This is a genomic window from Neorhizobium sp. LMR1-1-1.1, assembly GCF_040675795.1.
In the GTDB taxonomy this organism is placed as follows: domain Bacteria; phylum Pseudomonadota; class Alphaproteobacteria; order Rhizobiales; family Rhizobiaceae; genus Neorhizobium; species Neorhizobium cellulosilyticum.
The window spans coordinates 352,249-367,820 of record NZ_JBEGHE010000047.1 but is presented as its reverse complement, the minus strand read 5'-3'; the positions used below and the strand labels follow the sequence as shown (position 1 = coordinate 367,820).

The following is a 15,572-nucleotide window of genomic DNA, read 5'->3' as shown; positions in this document are numbered from 1 at the left end:
AGATCAGTGAGTTTGAGGAAATGTTGAGTTTAACAGACACCATGTTCAATTTCGTGTTCAAGCCATGACCTATAGGCATGTGGCAACAGGCGGGAGAAAAGCCATGCCCCGCGCGAGACTTTTGAGCGGAGACGTCATTGGCAACAGCGCGTCCGTAAGCCGCCCCGCATGCGTGTCCCGAGCCATAGCAACCGTTCTCCTGTGTTGGCTCATTTTCCTCTGCGGCGAACTTGCCGTTCAGGGAATGTATTACTGGCACAACAGGCAGGGTATTTTCGCCATTCTCCAGGGCAAGGAGCGCTATCAGTTCCTGCCCGGCAATCTGAAACTGCTCAATCCGCGTGCAAGCCGTCCAGACTTTCGCATCAATGCTCTGGGACTTCGCGATGACGAAGTCGCCATGCCCAAACCGACAGGCCACCTGCGCATTGCGATTGTGGGCGGTTCCAGTGTCATGGGGGAAAAAGCGAGGATCAACGAGTCCCGCTTTTCCGATATAATGCGGCAAGATCTCGTTACGAGATATGACGAAAAGATCGATGTCTTGAATGTCGGTGTCTCGGGGGCGAGCTTGCACGACCTTGGCGCGCTTGTTTCCTATATCACAACACATGCAGCGCCGGATATCATCGTGCTTTATCCCGGCGGCAATGATATCAGCCAGGCCTGCGTTACAACTCCCAAAGCACAGCACATACGCGCGCCACAACCGTCGCTACCGGCTTGGTGGCTTTCGACTTCGAAGCTGCGGGACAAGACAATGCAGTTTCGCGCTGGGGCACGGACAAATCTCACCGGATCGCCGGCTTCCAAGTTGGACTTGGCCGACTATACAGGTCGCCTCACGGCGGTCGTCAATGGTGCGAAGGCGGCCGGACAAAAAGTCTATTTGATGACAAATGCACGCGCATTCGGCAGAGACCAGTCATCAGATACGCTTGAGCGTGCCTCTGCCTCATTCAGGAATTTTGCCTCGTGCTTCTCCCCAGGCGAACTGGCGGACGAATTCGACGCGGCAAACGAGCAGATCAGGCTAGTGGCCCAAAACACCAGCGTCCAGTTAATCGATACTGGCCGGATCATTCCGCATGACGAAAAGCTGTTTGCCGATTCCGTCCATTTTTCGGAACTGGGCGAACACAGGGTGGCCGAAATTCTTGAGAGCGCCCTTTCTGCAGAATTCAAGGATCTGACGCGACCATGACTTTTCAGACTTTTGGTTTCGTGATCAGCGCTTCCATCCTATGGCTTTTCATCACAATGATCCAACCGGGGCGTACAACCCGGAACTTGCTGCTACTGGTATTCAGCTACTATTTTTATGCGACCTGGAACTTGCTATTCCTGCCGGTCATCCTTGGAATGACCATTTACAACTATATCATGGGCTATCTTGTTCACGCGGCGCGAAGCGATGCGGCCCGCCGCAGTTGGACACTGGTCGCCGCGGGAGGGTCGCTCGGCGTCCTCTGTTACTTCAAGTATAACGCTTTTTTCTACGAGCATCTCGACGCCGCACTTCACTCCTCAGGGCTGCTTCCGGCATCCTACTCGACGGGTTTTCTCCTGCCGATCGGCTTGTCATTTTATACGTTTCAGTCTCTGTCCTACGTTCTTGACTGCTACCGCAAACAGACAAAACCGGTATCATCGTTCGCCGAATATGCCCTTTTTGTCGCATTCTTTCCGACGCTTCTTTCAGGTCCGATCAGTCGCGCCTCCAAGCTTCTGCCACAGATCCAAAATCTGAGGCTTGCCACCGGAGACGAATGTCTCGAAGGGGTAACGCTGATTGTCAGGGGGCTGATCAAAAAGATGATCTTCGCCGACAATATTGCGCTGCTTGTCGTCGACCCTGCCTTCGCAAGCAGTAGCGATTTTTCAGGACCTTTCCTACTTTTCGTGACATTTGCCTATAGCGCGCAAATATACATGGATCTGTCAGGATACACCGACATGGCGCGCGGGATTGCAAAGCTTTTCGGTTTCTCGCTGATGGAGAATTTCAATCGCCCGTATGCGGCGCGCACGATCTCCGAATTCTGGCAGCGCTGGCACATATCCATGTCGGGTTTTTTCAGGGACTATCTGTATTTCTTCATAGGAGGATCGAAACACGGGAATGTATACCTGAACCTGATGATAACTTTCGTCGTCATCGGTATCTGGCATGGAGCTGGTTGGAATTTTGTCTTCTACGGCTTGATCCACGGCAGTTTCGTGTGCTTCGATCGGTGGCGTCGCACGCGGCTGGGGTTTGATCCTGCATCCCGCAGTTCAGGCTTCCGCGTGCTTGCAAGCATAGCAATCACCCTGACCATCGTCTCGCTTTCCCGGATACTGTTCCGCGCCGATGGATTGAATGCAGCGATCAGCTTTGCGCAATCGATGCTGACGTGGAAGGCTGGCAGTGGAGAAGTATCGATTGCCGGCACCATACTGGTCGTCACAGCCTATCTTTTACACTATCTGCCCGGCAACGTCTGGGAGCGCACGGCAGATTGTTTTCGCAGGCTGCCGTCATTCATCGCCGCGCCAGTACTTGTGCTGATAACCTATACGATTATCGCGCTGTCACCCGGATCGAGCGGCTTTATTTATTTCGATTTCTGAGTCTTCGGGCTCGCAGCGAGTGATCCCGCGCCTGCGGCGCACTGGGATCGGTCCAAGGTCATTCAAAATCTATCAACTTATTCAACGTAAATGAAATCCGTATATTATACTCCTCTAATTAAACGAATTTGGAGGATGTCATGACGCTTCTGCAGCTTTCCCGGAAACCGCGGGTGAAGGGATATGAGCATCTGATGTCCAGATGCGCTGATCTGGCCAAAAGGCCGCTCTGTGCCGTGACGTTGCCCCTAATCCTTCTTTGGATAATGCTGAGGCCCGGGACGTTCGAAGAGGATGACTAAGGACGGTGTCCGACGAATGCAGGATGACTCCGATCTTGAAAACCGTGCCGGGCGTTCGAGAAGCGAAGGCGCTTACGCCGTTCCGTTCCGTTTCGCTTCCTTCCCTAAAATCAACAACAAGCACCTAAAATGCTTATTCGATAAAATTCGCATTTTTCGTTTAAATCCCACGAAAACCGGCGGTGATAAATCAAGGAGCAGATTGTTCGAATAGCTATACGGGATAGTTCCCTGGAGGGCGTAGTAGTGGTCAAGAAAAGGTGGATTGCTCTCTTTGTCTCATCGGCTTTGGGTGTCACATTTGCCACAAACGCATATGCTGGCCCGGCAGCCGGATTTGCACGCCCCCTGCGTTTGGCGCCCCCGAACCAATTCATCACCACGACCACGTATACCTTGGCGCCATTTGCTTTCGTGCGTTTCTGCAAAGATAATAGGAGCAACTGCGATGTCGGCCGCGGCGATGCTGAGGTCACGTTGACGCCCACACTGCGAGCTGAACTACTGCGCATCAATTCCACGGTCAACCGGACAATCGTCCCCAAAAATGACGATGACGACGTCTGGGCGCAGGATGTCACCGCAGGTGATTGCGAGGATTTTGCGCTCACGAAGCGACATCAGCTTATCAAGGCTGGTTGGCCAACGAGGAGTCTGCGCATCGCGGTCGCCAAGACCCGGGCCGGCGAAGGTCATGCCGTGCTTGTCGTTCGGACGTCCGAGGGCGATCTGGTCCTAGACAACCGGACCTCCGCAGTCCGGACCTGGAACCAGACAGATCTCAACTGGATCAAGATACAGTCTGGCGATAATCCCCGTCTCTGGTACGAGATCTAGCGCCGCACCCGCGTTTACCTGAAACGCGGGTGCGGCGGTGTCGATTTTCCCGCATACGGGCCAAAGACCGGTGCGGCCCTTTCCGCAAATACGACGGATTACCTATTGCAATCGCCCTTGTCGTTTAGTCAACATCCGCGGGCCTGATATTAGACAGGCCTTGAGGGAATGGCACATTGAGGATTGATATCGTCGATAATGCGACGAACCGCCGGAGAGGGAGTTGTTAGATCTCGGCGTATTTCATTGCCTCGTCTCGAGCAAATGGCTCGGATATCCTTGCCTATCGTGTCGTGCAGCAATTTCAGACTAGCGTCCGAAAGATGGCTATAGAAAGCATAGCGCCCGGCAACGACCTTCGGTTCCGCCGGCGCGTAGAGCTGTGAATTGGCCAGCAGCCGGAAAATCTCATCCGGCTGTTCGCCCGTCGCCTGGTGCAACCTTGCCAGTTTCAACCAGAAGTCTCCGTTCGTGGGCAGACAACCAAGTGCATGATGGCCAAAGGATTCCGCGCGCTGCATTGCGGCCTTCCAGGCATCATATCCGGCATCCTGGTTTTCGATATCCAACGCAGCTAGGAGAATGGTGAAACCGCTCTTGACGAATACACCCTGGCAAATACCTCCATCACGCACACCTTCGGCCAGCGGAACAATATCCCGGATGGACTGAACGGCAGTCGGAACTCCACTTTGCAGGCGGTAGGCCATCGAGGGAAGCGCACCAAAATGGGCGAAACGCGAAATCTGCGTCGCCGAGAGCCACAGCACAAAGATCGACAACACGACAATAATGCCGACAAGCGCTGGGCTTGTTCCACGAGACATCGAGCTTAACTAGACTCGTGATAATAGCGCGAGTAGCGGGAATAATAATAATCGTTGGAGCCGTAATCGTGGTACAATTTCAGCCGTTCCTGATCGACTTTGTTGAGAACGACGCCGACGCACTTTTCGCGGACCTGCGGATTTGATTCGAGCACTTCCATGGCGACGCGACGGGCAGTCGCCCCCCATTCGGCGACGAAGATGAACCCGTCGATAAGATCCGCAATTGCACGCGCGTCGACGACCGGGCCGAGCGGCGGCAGATCAACGACCACATAATCATATTGTTCGCTGACGCTCTTCAGCAATTTCCGCATTCCTGCCGAAGCCAGCAGCTCGGAAGAATGCGGCGTCCTCTGACGGACGACAGCGGGCAATACGGAGAGCTGCGTGGCCTCATCGGCAAGAAGTATGCGATCAATGTCCCGACCGTCCAGCAGCGCTTCTAGCAGTCCTGCGTCAGCATGACGGGCGATGGCTCGGGTCGTACCCGGATTGCGAAGGTCGGCATCGATCAGCAGCGTTCTACTGCCTTGGCGAGCAAGCAATCCGGCAAAATTGATTGAGATCGCCGACTTTCCCTCTGCCGGCAGTGAAGAAACGACGCCGATAACCTTGCAGGCCTTGTCCGAAAAGCGAAGGTCGGCCGCGATCTTGGCGCTTCTCAAGGTTTCAGCGAATGGCGACAATGGGTGATCGACCACATAGTTCACCAGCGGACTTGTCTTCTGGATAAAGCCCGGCCTTTGCTGACGGGCGTCATTCGCGCGATCACCAGCATTGGGAACAAGCGGCGTCATGCCAAGGAATTCGAGACCGAGATAGTCCTGCACCTGCTTGCCGGTGCGGAAGAAACGGTCACGATATTCTCTCCAACCACCGACACCTACGCCCGCTGCCGCCCCAAGCAGTAAGAAAAGCGCGAGAACCAAGGGCTTCTTAGGATGGCTGGGGCCGAGCGGCGGAACCGCATTCGAAATAATGCGCGCTTCCGTTACCGGGAAGGACTGCTGCTGGATCGCTTCCTGATAACGCTGCAGGAACGTCTGGTAGAGGTTCTTGTAGGTCTCGGCCTCACGCTCCAGCTCACGCAGTTGAACCTGGGTCATGTTTGCGGTGGCGCTCACGCCTGTCGCCTGACTGACCGATTCAGTCAGGTTCTTCTCGCGCGCCATCGCGACATCGAGATCGCTTTTATAGCTTTCGGAAATGCGGTTGAGTTCGGCGAACATCTGTCTCTGATATTCGGCCATCTCGCTTCTCAACCGAACGGCCTGGATGTGGTTCGAGCCGAGCCGGTCGGAAATTTCGGTTTCTCGCTTGGACGCAGCGAGATATTTCTGCCGCAACTCGTTGGCGACCGGATTGTCGAGGAGGTCAGTAACCATCGCGTCGGACTGGCCGGAAGTGACGATGCTTTGGATGCGTTCAAGACGAGCTCTCGCCTTGGATGTATCCGATTGGGCGACGATCAATGCGCTATTCAATTCCGACAATTGCTGGTCGGACATCAGGACGGCGCCGGCAGAGACAAGGCCATGCTCGCCTCGGAATCTCTGAACTGCAAGATCAGAATCCAAAGCCTTCTGGCGCAGTTCCGCGATGCGATCCTGCAACCAGTCGCTAGCGCGGCGCGTTGCGTCATATTTCGAATTCAGTTTATCGACAAGATAAGCGTCACCAATCGCGTTGGCAACGCGCGCCGCCATTTCGGCCGAAGGAGAGCGATAACTCACTTCGAGCACATAGGTACGATCAACCCGTATAACATCCATGTTGGCCAGCACTATATCGGCGGCGATACGGCGCTTTTCTTCGTTCGTCACCGTTACGGGCAATTCCGAGCCAAGCCAGCCGGTCACCGTTACCAGCGACCGAACAGCACCCAGCACGGTCTGTATCAGAGACGGCTTAGCAGCCATGAAGGTCGGATTATTAGGCAGGTCGAGCTTGTCCACCACAGTCAGCGCCACGGTATCGGACATCAGCAATTCAACTTGGCTGAGCACGGTCGGCTCGTCATCGGTCACGCCGCCGACGGTCGAAAGTTGCTGCATCACCTCGCCGTTGCTGCGATCGATGAGTATCTTTGCGCTCGCCGTATAAAGAGGGACAGCGGTGATAATGTTGACCACACCAAGGGCAAGAGCAATGGCGATGCAAATTACAACCACCAGCCATTGCCGGCGGACGATGGCAAAAATCGCTTCGAAGTCTATGCCGCCGACCGAGCTATCGCCGTCCGTGTCGTTGACCCGCCAGTTTCTCTGAAAGTCCCGGTTATGCAGCTGCAAGTGACGACCTCGATGTAGAATAGCTTAGCAGTTAGGATTGGAGCAGCTGATCTCGCGGATAATGGTAGTCGTGGAAGAACCATTCGAGAAATAAGAGCTGCTGCTACGCGTGCTGAACGTCTGCACGCTCGTGGCAGTGGAAGACGAACCGTCGCCTGCCGTGCCGGCACCACCGTCAGATGCCCCTCCTCCACCGATCGCGGACGCGCCGCCACCGGCGGCTGCGGCACCACCACCAGCGCCGAGCGCAGCCGTCTGCGTTTCGTTCAGACCGGATGTGAAGGCCGTTTCAAGACCGGCCACCTCTACATCTGCAATCTGGGCCTGGATCTGGGCAACATATTCGGGGTCGATAGCAACGCAGGAACGAGCAACGCGTGCGAGACCGGCGCCGATCGCGGCGGCCTGCGATGAGCTGGCCTGCTTGGCAAGCGCCATCAGCGGTGCGAGCGTGTCTGCACTGGAGCCCGCAAGCGAGCGCACCTGGCTCGAAAGCGTAAGGCCACCGGACGGGAACTGGGTCAGCAGGGCTTCCGGAGCATCAAGGAAGGACTGGATATCCGTATTCGGCATCTTGGCAGGCTCGACGAAACAACCTGCGGCAGGAGCAGTTGTCTGACCGCTTGCACTTGCAACTCCAAATACTACTGAAATTATCGCACCTGCGGCGGCGATCTTAGTGATGTTTTCGATATAACAAGCACGCATTATACTTCTCCACCTAGTGCACTTTGACTGCAGCTTTTGCATGGATACATGCGGCAATCAAGCTAAAGGTTAAGCCAAAGTTAACGCCGATGGACGTCCAATATTTACGTCAATGTAGGTCTTGAATAGCGTCACGCGTCGATACTGCGTCGGAACTTACGCCCGAGGCAGTCGAGGTTACGGCATTCAGGATCTCAAGGAACTTCAGGACTTCCACAGAGTCGGAATTCGAAACGTAGATGACGTCCTTGTCCTGCATCGCGAACTTCTGCACTGCGAAGAAGGCGCCAGGATCGCGAAGATTTGCGCGGAAGATGACCGGCACAGTATCACCCGTAAATTTGGACGTATCGACGCCCAGTTTCGCGAGGAAGCCCTTCTCGACGGTGCGATAAAGCATCAGCTGAGCCGGATTGGCCCGGGCATCGAGAAGACCGCCGGCCTTACCGAGAGCTTCACCCAGGGTAAGATTCGATTCTTCGAAGTCGAAACGGCCATTCAGGCCGGATGCACCGAAGGCCAGATAGGTACGACGCTCGCGATCGACGAGAATCGTATCGCCGGGCGCGACATAGATGTTTTCGGACGGCGTCGCCACGAGGTGATCATACTGGACGGTCGCGGACTTTCCGCGGCGCTGCAGCGTCACATATGTTTCCACGCCGGGCGCGCTCAAGCCGCCGGCTTCCGACAGGACGTCGAGAACGCGTTCGCCGGCTTCGGTCAATTCGATCTTCGACGGCGTGCGAACATCGCCGAGAACGGCAACCTTGGCAGAACGGCTTTCAACCTTGGTGATGACGACCTGGGGTTCGATCGCACGGTTGGCGAGAACGTCCTCGATATCACGCTGAACGTCCTCGACCGCCCGACCGGCGGCACGTACACGGCCGGCATAGGGGACGCTCAACGTTCCCTCGCGATCGATCGTCTGCTGCGGAAGCGTCACATAGTTACCGGGACGGCTGCCTGCATCGTTTGGAATGAACAGACCACCGGACTGCGATTCAAAGATCGACACCTGCACGATGTCGCCGACACCGAGCGGCAGGGTCGGCGCGCCACCGCGCCCACCACCGAAACCGCCGACGAGCGACGTCGTGGTCGCGGACTGAACAAAATTCAAAACAGTCTTGTTGAGATCGACCAAAGCATAATCGATACCCACAGCCTGGGGCTTCTTCGCGGACGTTACCTTGGCCGTCGCCTGAGCCTCGACATCCTTGGCTGCCGGGCCTGAGCTCGGCAAGGATGTGCAGCTCGTCAATGCCGTCGTCGACATAATGAAGAAAGTAGCGGCGGCTTTGATTTTCACTTTTTATCCCCTGAAACCCGTCGCCAATATGCATGAACCAGTCGCTCTGGCCAGACCGGTCTAGCTGACCAAACTGAAACAAGTAGTTCTTGTCGACGAGCTGTTGCACCCCCGCAACATATTATGAATACACGAATAACGAATGGTTAGACGCAAGTTAATCCCTGCAGATGATTGAAGGGATAAATGTTCAAACAGTTAGTTAACGGCCACATCCGGCTATCGCGAAGTGATCAGAAACTGATCTCAACACAATAAATCACCCGGAAAAACCAGCATTGGAAAGGAGTATCAGCTCCGACCAAGAAGAAGAAAGAAAATCATGAGTTGTCATTCAATATTTCGTCACAACCACACTCATCACCCGGCCGAAGACGATTTTCCCGGCGGGTTAAGGCTGATCGTCACAAGCGGCGCCAGCAAGGCTGCGACGATGACAGCCATTCCCGATATCTGAAGAGAGAAATCGAAAGCGGAATGGAATGCGACAAGAGAAAGGGCTGAAAGGCCGATTTCCGGTGCGAACCTCAGCCCCCGTCGCTGGCGCAAACCGATCACGAAAAAACGGACCAACATCAGCAATGCCACCGCCGTCATGAGCACGAATATCAGCCCGAGAGTAAAGACGCCCTCGAGATAGACGTTATGTGCCCTGTTCCACATGCCGAAAAGGCCGCATGCCGGATCGCGATAGCCGGGAAAAACGTCCTCGAAACTCGCAAGGCCGGAACCCCATGGAAAATGATTGACGATTGCCGACAATATTCCGGGCATGACGCAGTAACGGCTATCGCCGAGGCCCTGGGTTTCAGCCCGCAGCAAAGTTCTGCCGCCAAGCATCTGGAGCACGAAGAGCAGGATCAGCACGACGGCTGCGAGCTGAAGGCTGCGCTTCAGCCAGGGAGCGATCCGTGGCTTTGTGAAAGGCTGCCCCATCCGCCGTCCTCTGGATCGACGAAAGAGCCGGAGAACAAGAAGGCAGGTTATGGCGATGACGCTCGACAGAAGGCCGGCGCGCGACTTCGTCAGCATGAGCGCAATCAGCGAAGCCGATAACCAGAAAGCATAACCGAGCGCCGGCAACTTGCGTTCGCGATACCACCAGCGCCGCAGATCGGCCAGGCCGACACCCGGATCGCCGAGCGCGCGAAGCAAAAACGCGAGGTTCAGCAGGACGATCAGGCCGAAATAGGTAGCGGCGGTGTTCCGGTTGACGAAAAAGCCGGTGAGACTGTCGGCATATGCAATCTTGGACCAGAAGAGCAAAGTGTCAGGCGCGATTTCGAACTGCAGGATCGACAGTATCGAGACGATGCCCCCGGATACAGCCAGAACCCTGACCGCTCCGACGGCTCGATCATCAGTATCAAATAACAGAAGCGAGAGCATAAAGACGCCGAACGGCAATGCGACCCGCAAAACGGAAGGCCAATCGTCACCCGGTGTCAGGGACATGCCGGCAGCACCATGGACAGACATGCCGGCAACATCCTGCCAGGCGGGTTGCGCAAGCAGGCCGGATGGCAAGGGGGTCACCTGCAACGCTACCCAGCAAAAGGTCATGACAAGCAGAACAACAGCCGAAACCATTGCCGGCCTGGTGCTCTCCGATATACCGCCTATGATCGATACGGCGACAATCATCGTGAAGACCGGAACGATCATCAGCACCACGGCCTGGATTTCGACGGCACCGTAGTTCAACAACCCGATCAGAATCGGCAGCCAAAAGAGCAAAACGAGCGTCCCGCGCAGCATCCTGCGCCCGGCACCTTCCCTCGGAAGCTCCGCCATCATCCCCTCTTGCATCCCGTCCTCACCTGCCCGTCCCCACCTGCCCGTCTATCGTCCGGCCCGCGTCGTGCCACCCGGAAGGCACTCCGCATCCAGCCTGGAAAAACCGAATTGCGATCGCGGCATCAGACCGGGAACAAAGTTCACAAGCGTGAGCTTGTAAACAAGATGCCGGCGCAGCGGAAGCATAGACAACAATATAGCCGAGCATTTTTTGACCATAGACTTTGAGCCATGTTGAATGTATCACTTCGACCAAAAGCAGCCCGAAAGACGACCTTGGCGTTCGCAATCAAAATACCATGCGGCCTCGCCTAGTCTTGTGCATCTCGCGGCGGTTCGCGCCTGATGACTGTCGCCGTAACCGTGTCTCCGCAGACGCCTCCCTCGGCCATCACTACCCCGGCATTGCAAACGATGTTCGTCAGCGGGCGTTCGAAAGCACTATTCACAGGCAAGTCGTCCTGTTTCAACGCAGTTTCCCGAAACGGGCCGAATCAGACACAGTGCCATTAACGAAATGTCAGCCATAAATCTTGGCTGGGTTTTAACCATCAGCGCAGCCGAGGCATGATCAGAATCATGACAAGGCGTTTTAAAAATTATCTTTTGGTTTTCGGTGTTTCCCTGGCGATCTGGGCACTCGCCATCGGGCTCGTACTCTATCTGCTGTAACAGCATCCCGGGCCGCGAATGCTCAAGCCTGCCGCCCGCAGCCCCACATTTACACAGATCCGCATACAATCCTTACAAACCAAGGCGTATAACGGGCACCATCGCACGCAAGCCGTGCATTTCCGGTGAACATCAGCGGGCCTTTATCCACTATAAATAGATGGATATCGCCGGGTATTACTTAGGCATATTGATTTCCAGGAGGCCCGTATGCGCGCGATATACATTGCGCCTGACATCATATTTAACCTTTTTTTAATTTCTTCGCTGACAGCGAGAAACTTGTGCGCTATTAGGTCACCATAAAGTTGATCCATAATATAATTGTGTGGTGAATCCGGTGAATACCCTACAACTGGACGGACCTGAAACATTATCACCCAATAGCGATGCGTCGCATATGGGCTTGAACCAGCTGCGCGCCCGGATTTACTGGCATTTCGCGGCCAAAAGGCTCATCGACATCATCGTTTCGGCCAGTGCGCTGGTAATTCTCGCTCCTGTGCTGCTGACGGTGTGCCTTCTCATCAAGCTCGAAAGTAGAGGGCCAGTATCCTTTCGCCAGAATCGCTGGGGTCAGGACTGCCGGATCATCAAGATCTACAAGTTCCGCTCGATGTATGTCGATCAATGCGATCAGTCAGGCGTGGCGCAGACGGTGCGGGATGATCCGCGCATCACCAGAGTGGGTCGCGTCATACGGCGCCTGAATATTGATGAATTGCCGCAGCTGCTGAACGTGCTGAAGGGCGACATGTCGCTTGTCGGGCCGCGTTGCCACGCCGTCGGCATGCTCGCTGCAGGCATTCTTTATGAAGAGCTCGTGCCGGATTACCATGATCGGCATGCGATGCGCCCCGGCATGACCGGGCTTGCCCAGATGCGCGGTCTCCGCGGCCCGACGGACCGGGCTTCCAAGGCGAGAGCACGCATAGCCTGCGACCTCCACTATGTGCAGAACTTCTCTCTGTGGATGGACATTTCGATCATGGCCGGCACCGTCTATTCCGAACTCAAAGGCGGCAACGGATTTTGAGTGTGCCGGCATCGCTCGATGCCGGACCATGCGCAACGTTCAAGCACATCATCAGCGACCGTGTGGTGCCAGATTCAGTTTGGCCACGCTCTCTTTGCGCGCATTTTGTTGCTGACCATCATAAATTTTAGACGTTAAATATGTTTTCTGAAAAGCAGGCAGAACACGAGAGTATCGACTAAGTAGACTGAGGCTTTAAATATAGTGGATTGGCAATGAAATTCGGCACGAGCGGACTGAGAGGCCTGGTTACCGATCTCGAAGGTCGTGCATCAGCACTTTATGCGCAGGCATTCGCGACCCATCTGATCAGAAGCGGGCTTGCGAAGACCGGAGATCATATTCTGGTTGGACGTGACTTCCGCCCTTCCAGTCCGTCCATCGCCGCAACCTGCATAGGTGCGCTGGAGCGCGCGGGACTAGTCCCACTCGATTGCGGAGCGCTGCCGACACCGGCACTTGCCCTTTACGGACTTGAGATTGGCGCCGCTTCGCTGATGATCACCGGTTCCCATATTCCGGCCGATCGTAACGGCATCAAGTTCTATCGCGCCGACGGCGAAATCGACAAACAGGACGAATTGCAGATCTCGGCGATCGCCGCCGAACTGGGTGATGCCGAGATCGATGCAACGCCCGGCACGGCAGCCGACAGAAGCGAAGCTGCGAATGCGATGTTTGCCAAGCGTGTCTTATCCATCCTGCCGGCCGGCGCGCTCACCGGACTGAAAATCGGCGTCTATCAGCATTCGACCGTCGCACGCGACCTGCTGATCGAAGCGATCCGGCACTACGGAGCCGAGGTTGTCGAACTCGGGTTTTCGGAGGATTTCATTCCGGTCGATACCGAGGCGGTTTCACCTGAGACGATCGCGTCGCTACGCCAATGGGTTCGGGAACATGGTCTGGACGCGATCGTTTCAGCCGATGGCGACGGAGACCGCCCTCTCCTGTCCGATGAAACCGGCGAGCCGGTGCGCGGCGACCTACTCGGACTGATCTCCTCCCTCTTCCTCGGCGCAGACGTTGTCGTGACACCGGTCACGTCCAATTCCGCCATCGAGGCGAACGGCAGCTTCCGCGTGGTTCGCACGCGGGTGGGCTCTCCCTTCGTCATTGCCGGCATGAGCGAGGCACTGGCAGCGGGGCATGAGAAGGTCATGGGGTTCGAGGCCAATGGCGGCCTGCTGACCGCCTCCACCTTCTCCCTGTCGAGCGGATCCATCCGCCCACTGCCGACACGCGACAGCTTTCTTCCCATATTGGCGCCTCTCTGGCTTGCCGCGCAAAAGAAACTGCGCCTTTCGCAACTGGCAGAGGATTTCCGGATGCCGGTTGCCATGGCGGACCGGCTGGAAAATTTTCCGATCGAGACGAGTTCCGCACTGATGGAATATCTCAGGCAATCGGACAAAAACCTCGAGACTTTCCTGTCGTCGCTCGGCAAAGTTTCAAAGCAAAGCGATATCGACGGTTTGAGGGTCACCCTTGAGGACGGCCGCATCATCCATCTGCGTCCATCGGGCAATGCACCCGAAATGCGTTGCTATGTCGAGGCGCGGACGGAAGAGGCTGCTGCGGCGCTGCTTGAAGATGGCCTGGCGCTGATCCGGCGCTTTGCGACCGAACGCAAGATTTAAAGACAATTCCGGCACTGAACACAGAACGGCACAAGGCGGGGCAAGCATGACTGACAAGATCATTCCGGTAATCATGGCGGGTGGCAAGGGAACACGTCTTTGGCCGCTTTCGCGTGCGAGCGCGCCAAAACAGTTCATCCAGTTCACCGATGATCTCAGCCTGTTCCAGAAGACGTTGGAGCGCATTTCCGACAGCAGCCACTACGAGGCGCCTGTCGTCATCACCAACGAGGATTTCCGCTTTCTCGTCGCCGAGCAGGCCCGCGAACTGGACATCAAGCTCTCCGGCGTGCTGCTGGAGCCGACTGCGCGCAATACGGCACCGGCCGTCGCTGCTGCCGCCGCCTTCGTGATGAAGAAATTCGGAGATGACGCCATCATCCAGGTTCTTGCTTCCGATCATGAGATCGTCTCCGGCGAAAGCTATCAGGAAGCGATCGACATCGCATTCAAGACTGCCAAGGCCGACAAGCTCGTCACCTTCGGCATCATGCCGACCGAGCCGGCAACCGGTTACGGTTATATCGAAGTCGGCAAGGATCTTGGCGATGGCGCCAAGGCTGTGAAACGCTTCGTCGAGAAGCCGGATGCAGACAAGGCCGCCGCCATGCTCTCCGCCGGCGGCTTCCTGTGGAACTCGGGCATCTTTATGTTCGGTGCCGCACAGGTTCTCTCCGAAATGCAGAAATATGCACCGGCTGTGGCCGATGCGGCGACTGCATCCGTTGCCAAGGCGCAGAACGATCTCGACTTCGTGCGGCTCGATGCCGAAGCCTTTGGCAAGGCGACCGACATTTCCATCGACTACGCAATCATGGAAAAGACGGCCAATGCTGCGGTCGTCCCCTCCTCCTTCTCCTGGTCCGACATGGGAAGCTGGGATGCGGTATGGAAGCTCGGTAAGCAGGATACCGACGGCAACGTCGCGCTCGGCAATGCCACGGTGGTCAACACCCGCAATTCGCTCGTGATGTCGCGCACCAGCCATCTCGCAGTTCAGGGATTGGATGGCGTTGCCGTTATCGCCAGCGAGGACGCCGTCTATGTCGGCAAGCTGGACGAGAGCCAGAGTGTCGGCTCGCTGGTCAAGCTTCTGGGATCGACCAAGGGCACCGCAGCACTGACCCAGACCCATCCGACCTCCTATCGCCCCTGGGGTGGATATACATCGATCCTCAACGGTGACCGGTTCCAAGTGAAGCGGCTGTTCGTCACACCGGGCAAGAAGCTGTCGCTGCAGAAGCATCATCACCGGTCCGAACACTGGATCTGCGTCAAGGGTACGGCGGAGGTCACGGTCGGCGACGAGATCAAGATCGTGCGCGAAAACGAGTCGGTCTACATTCCGCAGGGTGAAGTCCACCGCCTCGCCAATCCCGGCAAGATCATGCTCGAAATGATCGAGGTGCAGACCGGTTCCTATCTCGGGGAAGACGACATCATCCGCATTGTCGATGAGTTCGGGCGCGGGTAATAGCTGCTCTAAAAAGAAGCCTAGCCGGTACTTATGTTGCCGGCTGCGGTGTCATCG

Annotated in this window: 11 protein-coding genes; 6 read left to right on the top strand and 5 right to left on the bottom strand. The window is 56.2% G+C overall.

Annotated elements, in window-relative coordinates; genetic code table 11:
* The first annotated feature begins 103 nt into the window (after window positions 1-103).
* The 3 genes from MRBLMR1_RS25065 (at window position 104) to MRBLMR1_RS25055 (ending at window position 3,752) form a co-directional block, all read left to right on the top strand.
* A complete protein-coding gene (locus MRBLMR1_RS25065) occupies window positions 104-1,204 on the top strand; it encodes an SGNH/GDSL hydrolase family protein (RefSeq protein ID WP_500066889.1) in 1,101 nt (366 codons plus the stop codon).
* Window positions 1,205-1,362: 158 nt separating this feature from the next.
* The gene (locus MRBLMR1_RS25060) at window positions 1,363-2,613 is read left to right on the top strand and encodes an MBOAT family O-acyltransferase (protein WP_500066888.1); all 1,251 of its coding nucleotides are present in this window, start codon (window positions 1,363-1,365) and stop codon (window positions 2,611-2,613) included.
* Between the two features lie 548 nt (window positions 2,614-3,161).
* The gene (locus tag MRBLMR1_RS25055; protein WP_500066887.1) at window positions 3,162-3,752 is read left to right on the top strand and encodes a transglutaminase-like cysteine peptidase; all 591 of its coding nucleotides are present in this window, start codon (window positions 3,162-3,164) and stop codon (window positions 3,750-3,752) included.
* A gap of 149 nt (window positions 3,753-3,901) precedes the next feature.
* Here the strand turns inward: MRBLMR1_RS25055 and MRBLMR1_RS25050 are convergent, their stop codons facing one another.
* From MRBLMR1_RS25050 to MRBLMR1_RS25030, 5 genes are all read right to left on the bottom strand, one after another.
* Entirely contained in the window at window positions 3,902-4,462 is a 561-nt protein-coding gene (locus tag MRBLMR1_RS25050; protein ID WP_500066886.1) for a hypothetical protein, read from the bottom strand.
* A 122-nt stretch (window positions 4,463-4,584) separates the two neighbouring features.
* Window positions 4,585-6,798 carry a polysaccharide biosynthesis tyrosine autokinase gene (locus MRBLMR1_RS25045; RefSeq protein ID WP_500066921.1) on the bottom strand — a complete coding sequence of 738 codons (2,214 nt, stop codon included), beginning with the start codon at window positions 6,796-6,798 and terminating at the stop codon, window positions 4,585-4,587.
* A gap of 99 nt (window positions 6,799-6,897) precedes the next feature.
* Window positions 6,898-7,581 (bottom strand): hypothetical protein, encoded by a 684-nt coding sequence (locus MRBLMR1_RS25040; protein ID WP_500066885.1) that lies wholly within the window; start codon window positions 7,579-7,581, stop codon window positions 6,898-6,900.
* A 109-nt stretch (window positions 7,582-7,690) separates the two neighbouring features.
* On the bottom strand, window positions 7,691-8,896 hold the full coding sequence (locus MRBLMR1_RS25035; RefSeq protein WP_500066884.1) for a polysaccharide biosynthesis/export family protein: 1,206 nt from the start codon (window positions 8,894-8,896) through the stop codon (window positions 7,691-7,693).
* 360 nt (window positions 8,897-9,256) lie between these two features.
* Window positions 9,257-10,690: an O-antigen ligase family protein gene (locus MRBLMR1_RS25030; protein ID WP_500066883.1), complete on the bottom strand. Its 1,434-nt coding sequence runs from the start codon at window positions 10,688-10,690 to the stop codon at window positions 9,257-9,259.
* Window positions 10,691-11,765: 1,075 nt separating this feature from the next.
* Between MRBLMR1_RS25030 and MRBLMR1_RS25025 the strand changes: the two genes are divergently transcribed.
* From MRBLMR1_RS25025 to MRBLMR1_RS25015, 3 genes are all read left to right on the top strand, one after another.
* Window positions 11,766-12,401, top strand: a complete 636-nt coding sequence (locus tag MRBLMR1_RS25025) for a sugar transferase (RefSeq protein ID WP_500066920.1) — start codon at window positions 11,766-11,768, stop codon at window positions 12,399-12,401.
* Between the two features lie 215 nt (window positions 12,402-12,616).
* Complete coding sequence (locus tag MRBLMR1_RS25020) at window positions 12,617-14,041, top strand: phosphomannomutase (RefSeq protein ID WP_500066882.1); 1,425 nt, start codon at window positions 12,617-12,619, stop codon at window positions 14,039-14,041.
* A 46-nt stretch (window positions 14,042-14,087) separates the two neighbouring features.
* Window positions 14,088-15,515: a mannose-1-phosphate guanylyltransferase/mannose-6-phosphate isomerase gene (locus MRBLMR1_RS25015; protein ID WP_500066881.1), complete on the top strand. Its 1,428-nt coding sequence runs from the start codon at window positions 14,088-14,090 to the stop codon at window positions 15,513-15,515.
* Window positions 15,516-15,572: the final 57 nt, after the last annotated feature.